Source organism: Amycolatopsis sp. FDAARGOS 1241, from assembly GCF_016889705.1.
Lineage (GTDB): Bacteria > Actinomycetota > Actinomycetes > Mycobacteriales > Pseudonocardiaceae > Amycolatopsis.
In genome coordinates this window covers 483,360-497,112 of sequence record NZ_CP069526.1, presented here as the reverse complement: position 1 = coordinate 497,112, position 13,753 = coordinate 483,360, and the positions used below count along the sequence as shown (strand labels likewise).

The following is a 13,753-nucleotide window of genomic DNA, read 5'->3' as shown; positions in this document are numbered from 1 at the left end:
CGCCGACACCCTCGGTGCACCACCGCCCGCGGCACCACGGAGCGGCGCGGGCCAGGCAGAATCACCTGACCTCGTGGCCGCAGCGGCGGCAGCGCCAGCCGGAATCCGCGTGGCTCCTCGGTTCCCTCACCGAAGGCCTCGGCGCTGCCGAAACCTGGGCCACCGCGCCCTCGGCACTCGCCCCCGCTCTGCTCGTCCTGGCCGCCCGCCAACTACGACTGCCCGAACGCCGCCGGGAGTTCGCGTGAACCACCCGGGCCTCCCCCGCTACGTACCAGGTATGGACCACCTCCAGTTGTGGCGTTACGAGGCGAAGCGGGCGGGGCGGCACGTCCTCGCCGCGCCGCCGTTGGTTGCCGCGCTGGTGCTGGCCAGTGGGCTCGGCCTGCGGGGTGGCGGGTTCGCCGGCGCGTGGGTCGCGCAGGCGGTGCTATCGCTGGTGGCCGGGGTGGCGGCGGCCGCGGTCGCCGGTGGTGAGCGGGCGGTGGAGCTGCACCTGAGTCTGCCGACGCCGCTGGGCACGACGTTCGCGCGGCGGCTCGGCCTGCTGGGCGCAGCCGTGGCGCTCGGGGCGGTGATCGTGGCGGCCGGGTTGGTGCCGAGTGCCGAGGCGGTCACGCGGTTCGCCACGGTGTGCGCGTTCGGCCTCATGCTCGGTGCGGCGGGCACGTGGGCCGCCGCGGTGCTGCGGTCGGTCGCCGCCGCGTCCACGGTGGTGCTGTGCGCGTGGTTCGCGCAGCTGTTCGTGCTCGACCGGTTCTTCTCCGCCCCAGCCGGCCGGATCGGTGCGCTGCTCGTGATCGCGGCGCTGTTCGCGGTGCCGGCCGCGCGCCGGATCAGCGAGGGCCGGGGCCTGCTCGACGGGGGACAAGAATGACCACGACCTGGAGCGCAGTACAGGGTTCGGTGCGCCACGAGGCCCGCATGGCCGCGCGCGGACGCGTGCTGTGGCTGTCGCTGCTGCCGCTGACGGCGCTCGCGGTTCTGCTGGCGCTCTCCTCGCCCATGGTGACCGGCATGGCCGATCCCGTGGGCCGCATCGGGATGACGCTCGTGGTGGTCAACACCTTCGCGGTGGCGGGCCTCGGTGTCGCGCTGGCCGGGCGGCTGAGCCAGCACACCCGGCCCGGCCTCACGGAAGTCCTCGACACCACCCCAGCCGGCCGCACCACGCGCATGGCCGGGAATCTCGCCGGGGCGCTGGCCGTGGCGCTCGCACCGGTCGCCGCCGTCGTCGTGCTGATCGGCATCGTCGTCAGCGCGCAGGCCGGCTCAGCGGGCCCGCTGGTCAGCTCGCTGCTCGGCATCGTGACCATGCTGGTGCCCGCGGCACTCGCGATCACCACACTCGCCGGCCTGCTCGGGCTGCTCATGCCCGTCGTGCTCGCCCGGGTCGTGGTGGTGGCGCTCTGGCTGTGGGCCACCCAGCTCAGCCCTGGATTCGTGCCGGTGCCGACCCCGACCGGCACGGTGCTCTCCCCGCTCTGCGGCTACCCGGCCGTCGCCTGGCTCGGCGCGCGGCACGTCTGGGCCGCGCGCGGGCGCACCGGCTTCCTCAGCCCGCCGGCGGACGCCGGGTCGGCCCTGCTGAACGTCGCGCTCGTCCTGCTGTGCGCGGTGGTGTTCTTCTGCGCGGCGCGGCTGGTGCTGGCCTGGCGAGCGGACCGCCACGACGGACAGGACGGAGCGATCAGGTGAAGATCGTCATCGAGGGACTCACGAAGGTCTACCGCCGCGGCGAAGCGGCGCTGGACGGCGTCGACCTGCGCCTCGGCGAAGGCATGATCGGCCTGCTCGGCCCCAACGGCGCCGGCAAGACCACGCTGATGCGCGTCCTCACCGGCATCCTGCGCCCGACCGCCGGCCGGGTCCGCGTCGGCGACCACGACCTGGCGACGTCGTCCGGCCGCACCGCCGTGAAACGCATGCTCGGCTACCTGCCGCAGGAGCTGTCGCTCTATCCGGATCTCACCGCCCGCGAATTCCTCGACTACGTCGCGCTCCTCAAAGGCGTTGACGACAAACACCTCCGCCACACGCAGGTCGACGACCTGCTCGGCCAGGTCGGGCTCGACGAGCACCGCGGCCGGCGCATCAGCGGCTTCTCCGGCGGCATGAAACGCCGCCTCGGCATCGCCCAGGCGCTGCTGGGTGATCCGCGGCTGGTGATCGTCGACGAGCCGACCGCCGGGCTCGACCCGCAGGAACGCATGCGGTTCCGCGCGTTGCTCGCGGGGCTCGGCGGAGACCGGATCATGATCCTGTCCACCCACATCCTCGACGACGTCGCCCAAACCTGCCCGGAAGTCTGCGTGCTCAGCCAGGGCCGGGTGCTTTACCACGGCACCACCGCGGGCCTCACCGGCGCGGCGGCGGACCGGACTTTCCAGTTGCAGGGCGAAAAACCACCGCCCGGCGGCACCGTCGTCAACGCCGTCTCCGGGCCCGGCGGCACCGTGTACCGGCTGGTCGGCACGCCCCCGCCCGGCGCACAACTGGTTTCGCCCACGCTCGAAGACGGTTACGTCGCTCTTCTGCAATCGCACGAGCAGTCGAAAATCTGAGGTGTAAATGTCCAGGATCGCCACCGTGGCCGGCTTTCTCGCCGCCGCGTTCGTGCTCACCGCGTGCGGCTCGGGCACCCGGAACCCGGCTACGACCAGCGCCGTCCCCCTGCCGCCTCCGACGTCGAGCCGGCAAGCGGTCACCCAGGCCAATTTCGGATATCTGTGGCCATTGACCGTCGACCGCGGAACACTCGAATGCCACAGCGCCGACCAGGTGGTGTTCGTCGCACCCGACGGAAAGTCCTACGCGCTCAACGACAAAGCCGAAGCGGCCGGAGTACCGGCGATCGAGCCGGTGCGCAAACAGGGCAGCGCCGGCGGGAAGATCAGCCTGGGCTCCTTGCTCAGCACCGGGATCGGGCTGTGCGGGAAGCGGTGACCGTGCCTCATCGCCTCGCCCGCCACACCGCCTGCTCAACCGAGAAAAGCAACTCTGCTTTTCACTCGAATGAGACTTGGGGAGGGTCGTGAGTGCTATCTTCACTAGTGGTTGATTAACACCCAACAGGACGGGGGACCTGTGGTGGATGCGTCATACTACCTAGTGTCGCGTGTCGTTAGTTGTTTGACGGTTGGGTGGGTGTCAGAATGCGGTATGGCGAATCGACCGGCTGCCGCGCTGTCTCTTCGTGATGGTGATCGTGAGCGGTTGCTGTCGTTGACCAGGAGTTCGTCGGTGCGGGCGGGCCTGGCGCAGCGGGCGCGGATCGTGCTGCTGGCCGCCGAGGGTGTGGCGAACAGTGTGATCGCCGAACGGGTCGGGGTGTCGCGGCCGACCGTGATCGGCTGGCGGGAACGTTATGAGGGTGGTGGGATCGACGGCCTGCACGACGAGGCGCGCTCGGGGCGGCCCCGGCTGGTGGACCATCGAGAGATCGTTGCGGCCACGCTGAAGCCGCCGCCGAAGAAGCTCGGCGTGACGCACTGGTCGAGCCGGCTGCTGGCCGCCCGGCTGCGGATCAGCAACGGCACGGTGGCCCGCGCGTGGCGGGACTACGGGGTGCAGCCTTGGCGGAGCGAGACGTTCAAGTTCTCCACCGACCCAGAGCTGGTCGCCAAGGTCACCGACGTGGTGGGGTTGTATCTGGCGCCGCCGGAGAACGCGATCGTGCTCTGTGTCGACGAGAAGTCCCAGGTCCAAGCGTTGGACCGGACCCAGCCAATGCTGCCGATGCAACCTGGACAGGTCGAGCGGCGCACCCACGACTATGTCCGGCACGGCACCACCACCCTGTTCGCCGCGCTGGAAATCGCCACCGGCAAGGTCACTGGCGCAGTCAAACCGCGGCACCGGCACCAGGAGTTCCTGGTATTCCTCAAACAGCTCGCCCGCGCCTACCCCGACGACGAGCTACACCTGGTGATGGACAACTACGCCACGCACAAGCGTCCCGAGATCCGCGACTGGCTCGCGGCGAACCCGCGAATCCACGTCCATTTCACACCAACCTCAGGCTCCTGGCTCAACCTGGTCGAGGTCTGGTTCGGCATCATCGAACGCCAAACCATCCGCCGCGGCAGCTTCCGCTCCGTCCACGACCTCAACGCCAAGATCCGCGCCTTCATCGACGGCTGGAACGAACGCTGCCACCCCTTCATCTGGACCAAAACCGCCGACGAGATCCTCAAGAAGTCCAACCGTCAGACCACTTCAAACACAGACCACTAGTGATAAAGCGCACGCCGGGTTACGTTTTAGTCCCTTCGGTAGCCGAGAAGACTGGGCCGGAGCCGGTATCACACTCGACTTTCTCGAACCACCTTCGTTGGTGGAATTGCCACCAGACGGAACACCGGTTCTGGTCCCGGCGGCGAGCGAACCCGACGTTGCGCTGATCCGTTCGTTGCGGCACAAGGATTGCCTGCGGCAGATCATCGCCGTCGTCGACGATCTCGACGGGCACCAGACGTTTCGCGCGATCGACAGCGGAGCCAGCGCGGTGCTGAACGTCCGGCTGCCACCCGAAAAACAGCTCGGCGCAGTTCTCGCCACCTGCTCGGGTCAGCCCCGGCGCGGACCGCGGCTCGTGGAGGTGCGCACGCTCGAACCCGGCGCGGACGCCGAACCCGGCGACCCGGAAGACACCGGCCGGCTCATGCGGATGCTGTGCGGCACCAGCAGCATCTCGGCCATCGCGCGCGAGTTCTACTGTTCGGAGCGTTCGATGTACCGCCGGCTTCGCCGGTTGTACGAGCAATTGGGGGTATCCGGGCGTTCCGAGCTCAAATCCCGCATGGCCGACCGGAGCGCGATGCTGGTCGCGGTGGCCCGCCACTGAGCCCGGAACCCACCGAACTGCCATGATCGCTTCCGAAGCTGCCACAAGCCGCCGAAGGTGCTGTGCACGCGATGATCACGTCTTCTACTGGACGGGCAACTTCCGTCCGGAGAGGAGAATCCCGTGCAGAAAGCCCTTGCCCTGCCCGTCGCCGCGGCGACCGCGATCACCACCGTGGTGCTGCCCGTCGCGACGGCGAGCGCCGCACCGCTCGCGCCGCCGTCGTGCTCGATCAGCGTGGACTACCCCCACGGTTCGCACACGGTGCCCGGCGCGACGAACGTCCACGGCGTGTTCAGCTGCAACACCAAGGTCACCGGCATGACGATCCAGGTGAAGCTGTGGCTGCGCACCGGATACCAGCAGTACCAACTGGTGGGCGACAGCGGCGTCCAGCGCAATTCCAGCAAGAACCAGATCAAGTCCAATGCCGCCTGGAACCAGTGCCACGACGGCTGGGTCATGCACGGCGAAGCGTTCGGCGTGGCGACGCAGGTGCCCTACCAGCCGGTCACCGCGCACACCAGCGGCAAGGACGTCGACGTCGTTGGCTGCTGAGCCCGCGGTGAGGTGCCGGTCCGGGCACCTCACCGCAGCCGCGGTTCGGTGAGCCAGGCCGTCGATTCGCAGTTCCAGCCGCGCAACGCCGACGTGCCACGGTCCGTGGCGATCGGCACGTCCTGCGTGTACACCAGCCCGCGTGCACTCAAGTGCACGGCATCGAAATCCTCGGCGACGGCGAGCCAGTCCACCCGCGGGAACCCGCTGCCGCCCAGCGGGTACTCCGCCAGCAGCACGGCGAAGTCCGCCGCGCGTTCGATGCGGTGGATCCGCGCGGCCGCGAGGTCGACCGTGACCCAGTGCTCGCGACGCTGCGGAACCTCGCCCGCCGCGCGCGTTTCCGGGGTGCCGACCAGGCTCTCACTCCGCGACCAGCAACTCGTGCCGTCCGGCAAACGGGACGACGTCCACCACGCGCCGAGCGGCTTGTCATCGAAAACCCTTGTGCTGCCGGGCTCCGGGCGGACCAGCGCCACGCGCGGAGGCTCCGGCGCCACCGAGAAATGGGCCTGCGCCTCGCTGGGTGTCGGCTCGGCGAACCAGCCACCGGACAAGCGGTCCTCGAGCTCCTCGGCCACAGGCCGCGGGTCGACCTCCGGGCCGGCTTCGGGGCCGACCCATTCCGCCGTCGCGGCGATCACCTCGAACAGGTCCACATCGGACAGCTCGCCGAGCGGGAGCCCGGCGCGGACGAGCGCGCGGCAGACCGCGGAGAACAGCGGGGGCGTCTCGACCATGTCCGCAGGGTACCGGAGCACCACGATCGAGTGCCGCGAAAAAGGCGTGAACCACCTCTTCCTCTCACCGCTACATACCGGACGACACCGAATTCGGCGGAACGGAGGAGCCATGACTTCCGGCGCGGAAGTGCTCGACGGACCGGCGGCGCGGGACCACCCCGCACTGTGGACGGTCGTCGGTACCGAACTGGCCCGCATGCGGCGAGGATTTCTGCCCTGGTACACGATTCTCGCGCCGATCGCGATCGCCGTGCCTTTGTACCTCGGCTCGTTGTTCTCCCCCGAAGGCGCCTCCGGAGACACCTGGGGCGTGTTCAGCCGGGTGACGCTCGAGTTCTGGGGCGCGCTCGTGCCGATGAGCGCGGGGCTCACGGCCGCGCTGGCCGTGCGCGCGGACAACGAGGCCTGGCGGTTGCTGCTGTCGTACGCGGTGCCGCGGTGGCGGTACTTCGCGGGCAAATTCGGGGCGCTGGCCGTGCTGAACCTGATTTCGAGCACCATCCTCCTGGCCGTTCTCGCGGGCGGGGCGGTGCTGAACGGGCAAGTCGGCGAGGTTCTCGGCACGATCACCGCCGCGGCCTATCTGCCGTGGCTCGCCGGGCTGGCGACGTCGGCGCTGGCACTGCTCGTCTCGGTGCTGTGGGGGCTCGGCCCCGGCATCACCGTCGGCGTGGTCGGGCTGCTCGCCGGCACGCTGACCGCGGACAAGGCCTTCTGGTTCGCGATTCCCGTCGCCTGGCCGATGCGGGTGCTCCTGCCCGTGGCCGGCATCAGCCCCAACGGCATCGCGCTGCCGCCGCACAGCCCGCTCGCCGATCCGAGCGTGATCCCCGTGGCCGTGGCCCTGTCCGTCGGGCTGCTGGCCGTCCTGCTGGCCGCCGGGTGCCGGCACCTGAGCCGCAAGGAGGTGTGATCGATGTTCACTCTCGAGATTTCGGGACTGCACAAGCATTACGGCGCGCACCGCGCGCTCGACGGCGTTGACCTGCAGGTGCGGTCGGGTGAGGTCTACGGGCTGCTCGGGCCCAACGGCGCGGGCAAGACCACGCTGATGAAAACCGTGCTCGGCCTGCAACGCGCGACCAGCGGCGATATCCGGCTGTTCGGCCGGCCGTACGACCGCGGGCTCCTCAGCAACGTGGGCGCGCTCGTCGAGGCCCCGGGCCTGTGGTCGCACCTGAACGCCGTGTCGCACCTGCGAATCCACGCGAAGCTGCGGGGCGTGTCCCAGGACTGGATCGAGCCGGTGCTGGCCCAGGTCCAGCTGACCGACGTGCGCACCCGGCGCGTTTCGCAGTACTCGCTGGGCATGCGCTGGCGCCTCGGCCTCGCGATCGCCCTACTGGCGCGCCCGCGATTCATCGTGCTCGACGAGCCGACGAACGGCCTCGACCCGGTCGGCATCCGGGAAATGCGCGCGCTGATCCGATCGCTGGCCGGGTCGGGGGTCACGATCATGATCTCCAGCCACCAACTGTCGGAGATCGCGCAGATCTGCGACCGCGTGGGCGTTCTCGTCGCAGGCCGAACCCGGTACGAGGGTGAGGTCCACGGCCTCGCCGTGGACGGCGACCTGGAGGAAGGCTTCTTCCGCATCATCGAAAACATCGGCGGCGGCGTCCGCTGACCACACCGGAACCGGGCCCGCCGCGCCGTCCCCCGGAGCGCGGCGGGTCTGGGCCAAGATCGCAACGTACGCGCTGACCAGCGGACACCGCGCCGTAGCGAGTTACAAGGACTACGACGGCGTCACGCGTCCGGTGGAGCGTGCAGGGGCTACGAAGACCCAAGCCATCGACAACTTGCGTGAAGCGCTTCGCGATCGTGCCCGGCTCAGCAGCGACGGCGAGATCAAGCCCGACACGAAGGTGTCCGTTGCAGCGTCAATGTGGCTCAAAGAGGTGGACGAATCGAGCAAGGCCGCTCGGACCAAGTGGGAGAATCGCGACACGTGGAACCGCTACCTCGCGGGTCCGCTCGGTGAGCGGCGGGTCCGTGACGTACGTGTCTCGACAGCAAACCGGGTGATCATCGAGACGTGCGATCGCCACGGCCGCGCGCGCGTCATACGTGAAGGGCGTGCTGTCCGGATCTTCAGCCTCGTCGTTCGGCGTGATGCGCTCGACAAGAACCCTATGAGGGAGATCGAGAGCCTCGGTACCCGGAAGCGGAAGAAAGGACTCATGGTCAACTCCGCAAGCATTAACCGGGGTGCTGGGGGTTTTCCATGCCTCCGAGAATGCGAAGCGGTGGGACCCCGTCGACATGGCCGACGTGCCGTGGCGGCACGGCTGTGGCATCGGCGAGCTTCTCGCACCCGATTGGGACACGTCGATCAACTTCGACGCCGGTACGGTGCGGTTCCACAGCACCGTGGTCCGGGTTACCGGGCAAGGGCTGTTGGTCCAGCACCACCCGAAGAGCCGCGCCGGGATGCGCACCGTGCGGCCTCCGGCTTGGGTCATGGACATCCTGAAGAGGCGCCGCGCCGACGGCCACGTCCGCATGGGTGTTCCCTTCGGCTGCGGAGACGCTCAGGGATCCGGACAACACTCGCGCGCGGATCCGCAGGGTGGTCGCCCAGACGCCCTTCACAGGGTTGCACCTGCACGACTTCCGGCACTACGTCGCCGGCGTCCTCGACGACGCCGGGTTGACGGCGCGCGAGATTGCCGACTACCTCGGGCACGAGCGCACCAGCACGACCCAGGAGGACTACATGTAGCGTGGGGCTTTCGGCGAAGACGTCGGCCCAGCACTGGCGGCTCACCCGAAGACCGAACTTCCCAAATACGAGGGTTAAGCGTGGGCTCCCGGCAAACAAGCCCCCCGGCCACACCCTTGTGACCAGGGGTTTTGTGCCCCCGGCAGGATTCGAACCTGCGACACCCGCTTTAGGAGAGCTTGTTTTCATCCGGTTCGACCATGGCCGTGACCTGCAAAAACTCACCCACTACCGAGGCAGGGTCATCCATCTTCGGCACACCATCGGCACAAAGTCGCTGATCCGGCCACCTTGTCCAGGCTCACACGGTGCGACTGCTACTCACTTGGGTCCTCGGTGTTGGCTGGCTTCGAGCCAGCTTGCGGCGCCTTCCGGGCAAGGCGCACGACCCGTGACACGCTCGGTTGTGGCGGCCTGAAGTCGTCGCCACTGATGGTCATGACTTCGGCAACGTCGAACATCGAGCTTAGGCGGGAGAAGTCCGTGCGCCGTCCGGCGGCAAGTACGGCAGTACGGAAGGACAGCCCCGGCAGGATGTCGATCAGCGCCTCCGTGACAACGTTGGGCAGATTGCCGATCAGCACGTCATGCGGAAGTCGCTGGACCAGTCGAAGAGCGTCGCCCTGAACAACCTTGGCTCGCGGGACTTCTCGCCGCAATGTCTCGATCAGGCGCGTGTCAAGTTCGACCACGGTGAGGCTCTTGCAAGGCGGCATGTGGCTGGCAACAGTCCCGGCGCCGGCGCCAACTTCGAGCACCGCGTCGTCAGGGCGAATGCCCGCAGCGTCGAAGAGCAGCCGAAGCTTTTCAGGGGAGACCAGGAAGTGCTGTTCAAACTTTGGGTCCGCGAGCGTGGTCAGTTCGTCGTGGTTCACCATGCCTCCGTCAAGTCTGCTTCATCCAAGGCTATTCCCAACTGGGCGATTCCGCTCTGGATTTTTCCCGGAACATTGACTTGTGTTCCGATCTTGGCGATGGCCTCACGTAGGAGGACCTTTGTTCGAGTCGATTCGACCTCTGGGATCAGAGGAAGTAGGGACTTGATGGTGATCTCTACTTCATTCCACGATCCGGCATCAACTTGAGCTTGAAGCAGGTAGGCGCGATGGAGATATTGACTCCGTGTTTCAGTTGGCGCGGTCGCCTCCACGGAACGCTCAAACTCAATGACCGCAAGGCTGTCCTGTCGCAGTGCTTGCGTAGCCATTGCTTTATGCCAGGCCAACTCTCGCTCGTCAATCCACCAAGCCCACTCAGGATCTCCGTCTTGAACACCCTCCAAGTAGAGCGATTCGATCTCGCCAAACAGTGCAATGGAAGATTCATCGCCAGCCTGCGCAAGCGCCCTGGCTTTGCGGGTGAGAAAGAGTGCCCGAAGGCGAGGTGAGAGTTTATAGTCTCCCTCCAATACGGACTGCGCAATACGGAGTGCCTCACCGGGCCTACCCAAGGCCCCAGCGTGCATACTTGAGTTTTGGAGCGTGAGGAGTTCAATACTCCGATCACCGGCAAGACGCGTGTAAAGGAGAGACTCATTGTTCATGAGCCTCACAAGCTTGTGAATCTCGGCGTCATATGCTAGCCAGCCGGTAAGTTCGGCAACCTCGCCAATGAGTGAGTTGAAATCCTTTTCTAATGAACTGTCATAGGCGCCGGTACCGACAAGGTTTTGAAGCGATTTGAAGAACTTGTACGACATTCGCACGATGTCAGCCGCGCCGAATCGGTTGTCGAGCGCCACGAGACGCGCGAGGTCGCCCCGGGCGCTGTCGAGGTATGCGGCGTCACCGTAGTCTGCGACGGTCGGCGCGGCGGTCGGGATGATGAGCGGTGATGGCGCAGGCTCCTCAGCCAAACCGAGAGCATGCGGCGATGCCTTGAAGACCTCGCACAGCTCGTCCTGCCACTCGGTCGCCTTCTTCTTACCCTGCTCCCACCAGCGATATTGCCGAAGGACGCTCTCGGGCTTTGGTGGCATCTGGCCACGAGCGCGGCGAGCATGGCTGAGCCGCCTGCAAACCTCGTTTTGCGACCAGCCTGCCGCCGTCCGGGCGCGCTTGAGCTTGGTCGGCTCCTCCACCTCGTACCCCATGAGACCTCCAACGCCTGCATTCTCCCTGGTCAGCCGGGGGTGAGCCGGTGGTGTGGCAACCGACTCACCCCCGACTCATCTACCTGGGCCGCCTGATTGGGACGACTCTTGATCTCAACGGCAGGAACGCCGACGGGAGACGAGGTAAGGAGATTCCGATGGGTAAGAAGGACCCGCTGCAAGCGCTGACCGGAAACGGCGGCGGAACGATGCGGAAGGTGCTCGGCGTCGCGATTGCCATCGCACTCCTGGTGGTCGTAGTGAAGTTCCCAAGTGACGCGGCCCACTGGGCGAAGGAGCTTTGGGACCTCGGCGAGGAGGTCATCACCGGGCTCGCGAGCTTCATTCGGCAGGCGTTTTGATGGCAGCTTCGACGTGGGCGAGCCGTGCCTCTAGCTCGATGACAGTCGCTTGCAGGTGGACAACAGTCTCACGCAAGTCCTCCGCACTCTCCGGGACGGAGGTGCTGACAAACGCACCAACCGTTGGCCGAACAACCAGCCAGCCCTCATCTCGAAGTGTGCTTACTGCTCGCTGGGCGGTATTGAGAGCGACGCGGTGTTGTTTCGCCAGCTCACGATTGGATGGCAACTGCTCACCCGGCGCGAGTGTGCCGTTGCGGATGGCTCGGCGGATGGACTCGGCTACCTGCTCGTAGCGCGCAAGGCCCGGCTCTTCGCTCGTCACACGTCAGAGCATAGCCGGTGATGACCACCACTGACTTAGTTCACCCGGATAGCGGATCGTCGTGATGACTGATACTGACCTAAGTTAATATGAGTCATCAACAAGATCAGGGGAATCCCTCCTAACTGGGCCGGACCACCGGCAGGGGGTGACCTACCGAATAAAGGTCCGGCGTCTAGAAACGCCGGGGTGGCTGCAAGGGCCACCGGCTGAAGAGCGTGCTCCGGCCAGCGCATCGCATGCGCAACCTTGCGGAAGCCACTCGGCTAGGCAGCCAACGACCTGTGACCAGCGCGGATAGCGATATCTGGCGTGCTGGCGGGGCCGTACCCGGTTCGATTCCGGCGGGTGGTGCGGCGACGCCCTTCGGGGTTGTCGCGACAGAGATCGTTGTCCGTTTTCTTGTGTCGTAAGGAATTTCTATGGAACGCACTGCGAGTGGTGTGCCGATGTTGACGGCTTTTCGGTTGTCGGAGGAGCGAGCTGCTGCACGGTATTTGGTGGCCCGTAAGGAGATGGTGCGGCTGGCCACGCGGGTGGCGTCGGTTCGCCAGCTGGTGGTGGAGCAGCCGTTGCGCGCCGATTACCGCGCGGTGCTGCGGGCGCTTGAAGCCGCTCACAGCGATGCGGTGCGCCGCACTCGTCTGGCGTATGAGCGCTGGCACGGGGCGCAACTGCGCTCGGACGCCCACTGGACTGCGACGAGCGGGAAGGCCGCCTGATGACGAGGGCACGGATCACCGCCACCAGGGCCCTGTTTGCGCTGGTGGATGACCAGATTTCCGGTGTTGCGAGGGAGGAAGACATGGCGGCCGAGGTTGCCGAGATTGACGCGCTGGTGCAGGACGCCGAGCGCGAGTGGATCGCCGCTGACCTGGAGGAGTCGTTCCGGGTGTCGCGGGATCTGACCGACCAGGTCCGGGCACGGCGGGCGCACCGCCGCGCGGACCGAGCGGCCCTGCGTACGAACCTCACGCTGCGGTCGAGTTTCGTGGTCGGTTGCCTGCACACGTCGGGTGCGACCGCGACCAGCCACACGCTGGTGCCCGGGGTGGCTGAAGGCGAGGTGGCTGCCTGATGGGCAAGAAGGTCGCGCCGCTGGTGCACCGAACTGCGAAAAAGTCCTGGTGGTCGGGCCGGATCACGGCGTTGTGTGGCGCGACCGAAGAGGCCGGCAACTACGAGACCTCGACGTGGCGGCTGTTCAAGCTGCCCGGTCAGCCCTGCCCCGTCTGCGAGCAGATCGCGCAGGCGCGGAAATGACGACTCGCCTGATCTTTCACCCCGACGCGGCGGCCCGAACCGCCAAGAACGCGCCCACCGCGCCGGGTTCCCACCGCCAGCCGCAAGACCGCACGGAGGAATCCCAGATGGTAGCCACGCACGAACCGACGCGCACCGCCACCGAGCAGCGGCGCGAGGCCGTGACCTACACATACACCCCCCGCGAGCTGAACGTCCTGATCTCGCGCGAGATCGCCGGCCGCCTGTGCGAAATCGCGGACACCCTCACCGCGAACGCGGATTTTCTACTCGCCAACGACGACGTTCCGGCCTCGATCAAGCGGCCCCGCGCCGGGGTGTACCGCGACGTCGCGTTGCAGCTGATCAAGCTGGCCGGGAACGAGCTGCACGGCGCCTGGGCGGGTGAGGTCCAGTGAACCCTCGCAACCGCCGTCAGCAGATAACCCGCGTATACGACGGGCGCACGCACCACGTGTGCCTGTGCCGCGGGTTCCGTGACGGGTTGCCGGTGTTCGGGTGGGGCGAGGCTCCCTCGACCCTGCTCACGAAGTCGCAGCTACGGGAGATCGGGATGCGGCCGAACGGGCAGGACCCCAAGGGGCTGTTGGTGTTCCGCCACCACCGCCCCTACGCCCGGGAAACCGTCGCGGAGCTGTTCTCCGTCGAGCTGGCCGCCCCCAAGCGCACCGCCGCGCCCGGGCAGATGGACCACGCGATGGAGGCCCGCCGCACCTGCGTGGACTGCGGAGTCATCCAGGACTACTGCGTGCCCACCAGCACCAGGCAGTGCTGGACCTGCTTCGACCTCGACGAAGCCGACCGGATGGAGGTGGCCGCGTGAGCGACTCCGGTGCCTG

General features: G+C 67.2%; 21 protein-coding genes. 17 read left to right on the top strand and 4 right to left on the bottom strand.

The features are described 5' to 3' along the window. Nucleotides 1–14 precede the first annotated feature (14 nt). From I6J71_RS02375 to I6J71_RS02340, 8 genes are all read left to right on the top strand, one after another. A complete protein-coding gene (locus tag I6J71_RS02375; RefSeq protein WP_204093219.1) occupies nucleotides 15–248 on the top strand; it encodes a hypothetical protein in 234 nt (77 codons plus the stop codon). A gap of 32 nt (nucleotides 249–280) precedes the next feature. Further along, on the top strand, nucleotides 281–877 hold the full coding sequence (locus I6J71_RS02370) for a hypothetical protein (RefSeq protein ID WP_204093218.1): 597 nt from the start codon (nucleotides 281–283) through the stop codon (nucleotides 875–877). After that, nucleotides 874–1,698: a hypothetical protein gene (locus I6J71_RS02365; protein ID WP_204093217.1), complete on the top strand. Its 825-nt coding sequence runs from the start codon at nucleotides 874–876 to the stop codon at nucleotides 1,696–1,698. Before I6J71_RS02370 ends, I6J71_RS02365 begins: the two co-directional genes overlap by 4 nt. Continuing rightward, nucleotides 1,695–2,564, top strand: coding sequence for an ABC transporter ATP-binding protein (locus tag I6J71_RS02360; protein WP_204093216.1), 870 nt, complete (start codon nucleotides 1,695–1,697; stop codon nucleotides 2,562–2,564). Before I6J71_RS02365 ends, I6J71_RS02360 begins: the two co-directional genes overlap by 4 nt. 7 nt (nucleotides 2,565–2,571) lie before the next feature. Continuing rightward, the gene (locus I6J71_RS02355; protein WP_204093215.1) at nucleotides 2,572–2,946 is read left to right on the top strand and encodes a DUF2511 domain-containing protein; all 375 of its coding nucleotides are present in this window, start codon (nucleotides 2,572–2,574) and stop codon (nucleotides 2,944–2,946) included. Between the two features lie 216 nt (nucleotides 2,947–3,162). Continuing rightward, complete coding sequence (locus tag I6J71_RS02350) at nucleotides 3,163–4,236, top strand: IS630 family transposase (RefSeq protein WP_204089022.1); 1,074 nt, start codon at nucleotides 3,163–3,165, stop codon at nucleotides 4,234–4,236. Nucleotides 4,237–4,411: 175 nt separating this feature from the next. Continuing rightward, nucleotides 4,412–4,846: a response regulator transcription factor gene (locus I6J71_RS02345; protein ID WP_204093214.1), complete on the top strand. Its 435-nt coding sequence runs from the start codon at nucleotides 4,412–4,414 to the stop codon at nucleotides 4,844–4,846. A 123-nt stretch (nucleotides 4,847–4,969) separates the two neighbouring features. Then, nucleotides 4,970–5,404, top strand: coding sequence for a hypothetical protein (locus I6J71_RS02340; RefSeq protein ID WP_204093213.1), 435 nt, complete (start codon nucleotides 4,970–4,972; stop codon nucleotides 5,402–5,404). Between the two features lie 29 nt (nucleotides 5,405–5,433). Here the strand turns inward: I6J71_RS02340 and I6J71_RS02335 are convergent, their stop codons facing one another. Beyond that, nucleotides 5,434–6,144 carry a hypothetical protein gene (locus I6J71_RS02335; RefSeq protein WP_204093212.1) on the bottom strand — a complete coding sequence of 237 codons (711 nt, stop codon included), beginning with the start codon at nucleotides 6,142–6,144 and terminating at the stop codon, nucleotides 5,434–5,436. Between the two features lie 112 nt (nucleotides 6,145–6,256). Here I6J71_RS02335 and I6J71_RS02330 point away from each other — a divergent pair, with 112 nt between their 5' ends. From I6J71_RS02330 to I6J71_RS02320, 3 genes are all read left to right on the top strand, one after another. Continuing rightward, the gene (locus I6J71_RS02330) at nucleotides 6,257–7,060 is read left to right on the top strand and encodes an ABC transporter permease (RefSeq protein WP_204093211.1); all 804 of its coding nucleotides are present in this window, start codon (nucleotides 6,257–6,259) and stop codon (nucleotides 7,058–7,060) included. Between the two features lie 3 nt (nucleotides 7,061–7,063). Then, on the top strand, nucleotides 7,064–7,774 hold the full coding sequence (locus tag I6J71_RS02325) for an ABC transporter ATP-binding protein (RefSeq protein ID WP_204093210.1): 711 nt from the start codon (nucleotides 7,064–7,066) through the stop codon (nucleotides 7,772–7,774). Nucleotides 7,775–8,656: 882 nt separating this feature from the next. Further along, nucleotides 8,657–8,872, top strand: coding sequence for a tyrosine-type recombinase/integrase (locus I6J71_RS02320; RefSeq protein ID WP_204093209.1), 216 nt, complete (start codon nucleotides 8,657–8,659; stop codon nucleotides 8,870–8,872). A gap of 317 nt (nucleotides 8,873–9,189) precedes the next feature. Here the strand turns inward: I6J71_RS02320 and I6J71_RS02315 are convergent, their stop codons facing one another. Together I6J71_RS02315 and I6J71_RS02310 are read right to left on the bottom strand one after the other, a co-directional pair. Beyond that, entirely contained in the window at nucleotides 9,190–9,747 is a 558-nt protein-coding gene (locus tag I6J71_RS02315; protein ID WP_204093208.1) for an rRNA adenine N-6-methyltransferase family protein, read from the bottom strand. Continuing rightward, the gene (locus I6J71_RS02310; RefSeq protein WP_204093207.1) at nucleotides 9,744–10,964 is read right to left on the bottom strand and encodes an XRE family transcriptional regulator; all 1,221 of its coding nucleotides are present in this window, start codon (nucleotides 10,962–10,964) and stop codon (nucleotides 9,744–9,746) included. Before I6J71_RS02310 ends, I6J71_RS02315 begins: the two co-directional genes overlap by 4 nt. A gap of 158 nt (nucleotides 10,965–11,122) precedes the next feature. On the opposite strand from I6J71_RS02310, the gene I6J71_RS02305 reads away from it, so the two are divergent. After that, a complete protein-coding gene (locus I6J71_RS02305) occupies nucleotides 11,123–11,326 on the top strand; it encodes a hypothetical protein (RefSeq protein WP_204093206.1) in 204 nt (67 codons plus the stop codon). Here the strand turns inward: I6J71_RS02305 and I6J71_RS02300 are convergent. Then, on the bottom strand, nucleotides 11,307–11,651 hold the full coding sequence (locus I6J71_RS02300; protein WP_204093205.1) for a GntR family transcriptional regulator: 345 nt from the start codon (nucleotides 11,649–11,651) through the stop codon (nucleotides 11,307–11,309). The two genes, I6J71_RS02305 and I6J71_RS02300, sit on opposite strands and share 20 nt — an antisense overlap. 422 nt (nucleotides 11,652–12,073) lie before the next feature. Here I6J71_RS02300 and I6J71_RS02295 point away from each other — a divergent pair, with 422 nt between their 5' ends. From I6J71_RS02295 to I6J71_RS02275, 5 genes are all read left to right on the top strand, one after another. Continuing rightward, entirely contained in the window at nucleotides 12,074–12,373 is a 300-nt protein-coding gene (locus tag I6J71_RS02295) for a hypothetical protein (protein WP_204093204.1), read from the top strand. Beyond that, a complete protein-coding gene (locus I6J71_RS02290; protein WP_204093203.1) occupies nucleotides 12,373–12,729 on the top strand; it encodes a hypothetical protein in 357 nt (118 codons plus the stop codon). Before I6J71_RS02295 ends, I6J71_RS02290 begins: the two co-directional genes overlap by 1 nt. Continuing rightward, on the top strand, nucleotides 12,729–12,914 hold the full coding sequence (locus I6J71_RS02285; protein ID WP_204093202.1) for a hypothetical protein: 186 nt from the start codon (nucleotides 12,729–12,731) through the stop codon (nucleotides 12,912–12,914). Before I6J71_RS02290 ends, I6J71_RS02285 begins: the two co-directional genes overlap by 1 nt. Before the next feature lie 107 nt (nucleotides 12,915–13,021). Further along, complete coding sequence (locus I6J71_RS02280; RefSeq protein WP_239154377.1) at nucleotides 13,022–13,312, top strand: hypothetical protein; 291 nt, start codon at nucleotides 13,022–13,024, stop codon at nucleotides 13,310–13,312. Next, complete coding sequence (locus tag I6J71_RS02275) at nucleotides 13,309–13,737, top strand: RRQRL motif-containing zinc-binding protein (protein ID WP_204093200.1); 429 nt, start codon at nucleotides 13,309–13,311, stop codon at nucleotides 13,735–13,737. The genes I6J71_RS02280 and I6J71_RS02275 overlap by 4 nt, the downstream gene beginning before the upstream one ends. Nucleotides 13,738–13,753 lie beyond the last annotated feature (16 nt).

Bases quoted from the DNA above. Each gene is read 5' to 3' on its own strand.
- I6J71_RS02370 (WP_204093218.1), top strand. From the start codon at position 281: ATGGACCACCTCCAGTTGTGGCGTTACGAGGCGAAGCGGGCGGGGCGG.
- I6J71_RS02365 (WP_204093217.1), top strand. From the start codon at position 874: ATGACCACGACCTGGAGCGCAGTACAGGGTTCGGTGCGCCACGAGGCC.
- I6J71_RS02355 (WP_204093215.1), top strand. From the start codon at position 2,572: ATGTCCAGGATCGCCACCGTGGCCGGCTTTCTCGCCGCCGCGTTCGTG.
- I6J71_RS02350 (WP_204089022.1), top strand. From the start codon at position 3,163: ATGGCGAATCGACCGGCTGCCGCGCTGTCTCTTCGTGATGGTGATCGT.
- I6J71_RS02335 (WP_204093212.1), bottom strand. From the start codon at position 6,144: ATGGTCGAGACGCCCCCGCTGTTCTCCGCGGTCTGCCGCGCGCTCGTC.
- I6J71_RS02330 (WP_204093211.1), top strand. From the start codon at position 6,257: ATGACTTCCGGCGCGGAAGTGCTCGACGGACCGGCGGCGCGGGACCAC.
- I6J71_RS02325 (WP_204093210.1), top strand. From the start codon at position 7,064: ATGTTCACTCTCGAGATTTCGGGACTGCACAAGCATTACGGCGCGCAC.
- I6J71_RS02310 (WP_204093207.1), bottom strand. From the start codon at position 10,964: ATGGGGTACGAGGTGGAGGAGCCGACCAAGCTCAAGCGCGCCCGGACG.
- I6J71_RS02305 (WP_204093206.1), top strand. From the start codon at position 11,123: ATGGGTAAGAAGGACCCGCTGCAAGCGCTGACCGGAAACGGCGGCGGA.
- I6J71_RS02295 (WP_204093204.1), top strand. From the start codon at position 12,074: ATGGAACGCACTGCGAGTGGTGTGCCGATGTTGACGGCTTTTCGGTTG.
- I6J71_RS02290 (WP_204093203.1), top strand. From the start codon at position 12,373: ATGACGAGGGCACGGATCACCGCCACCAGGGCCCTGTTTGCGCTGGTG.
- I6J71_RS02285 (WP_204093202.1), top strand. From the start codon at position 12,729: ATGGGCAAGAAGGTCGCGCCGCTGGTGCACCGAACTGCGAAAAAGTCC.
- I6J71_RS02280 (WP_239154377.1), top strand. From the start codon at position 13,022: ATGGTAGCCACGCACGAACCGACGCGCACCGCCACCGAGCAGCGGCGC.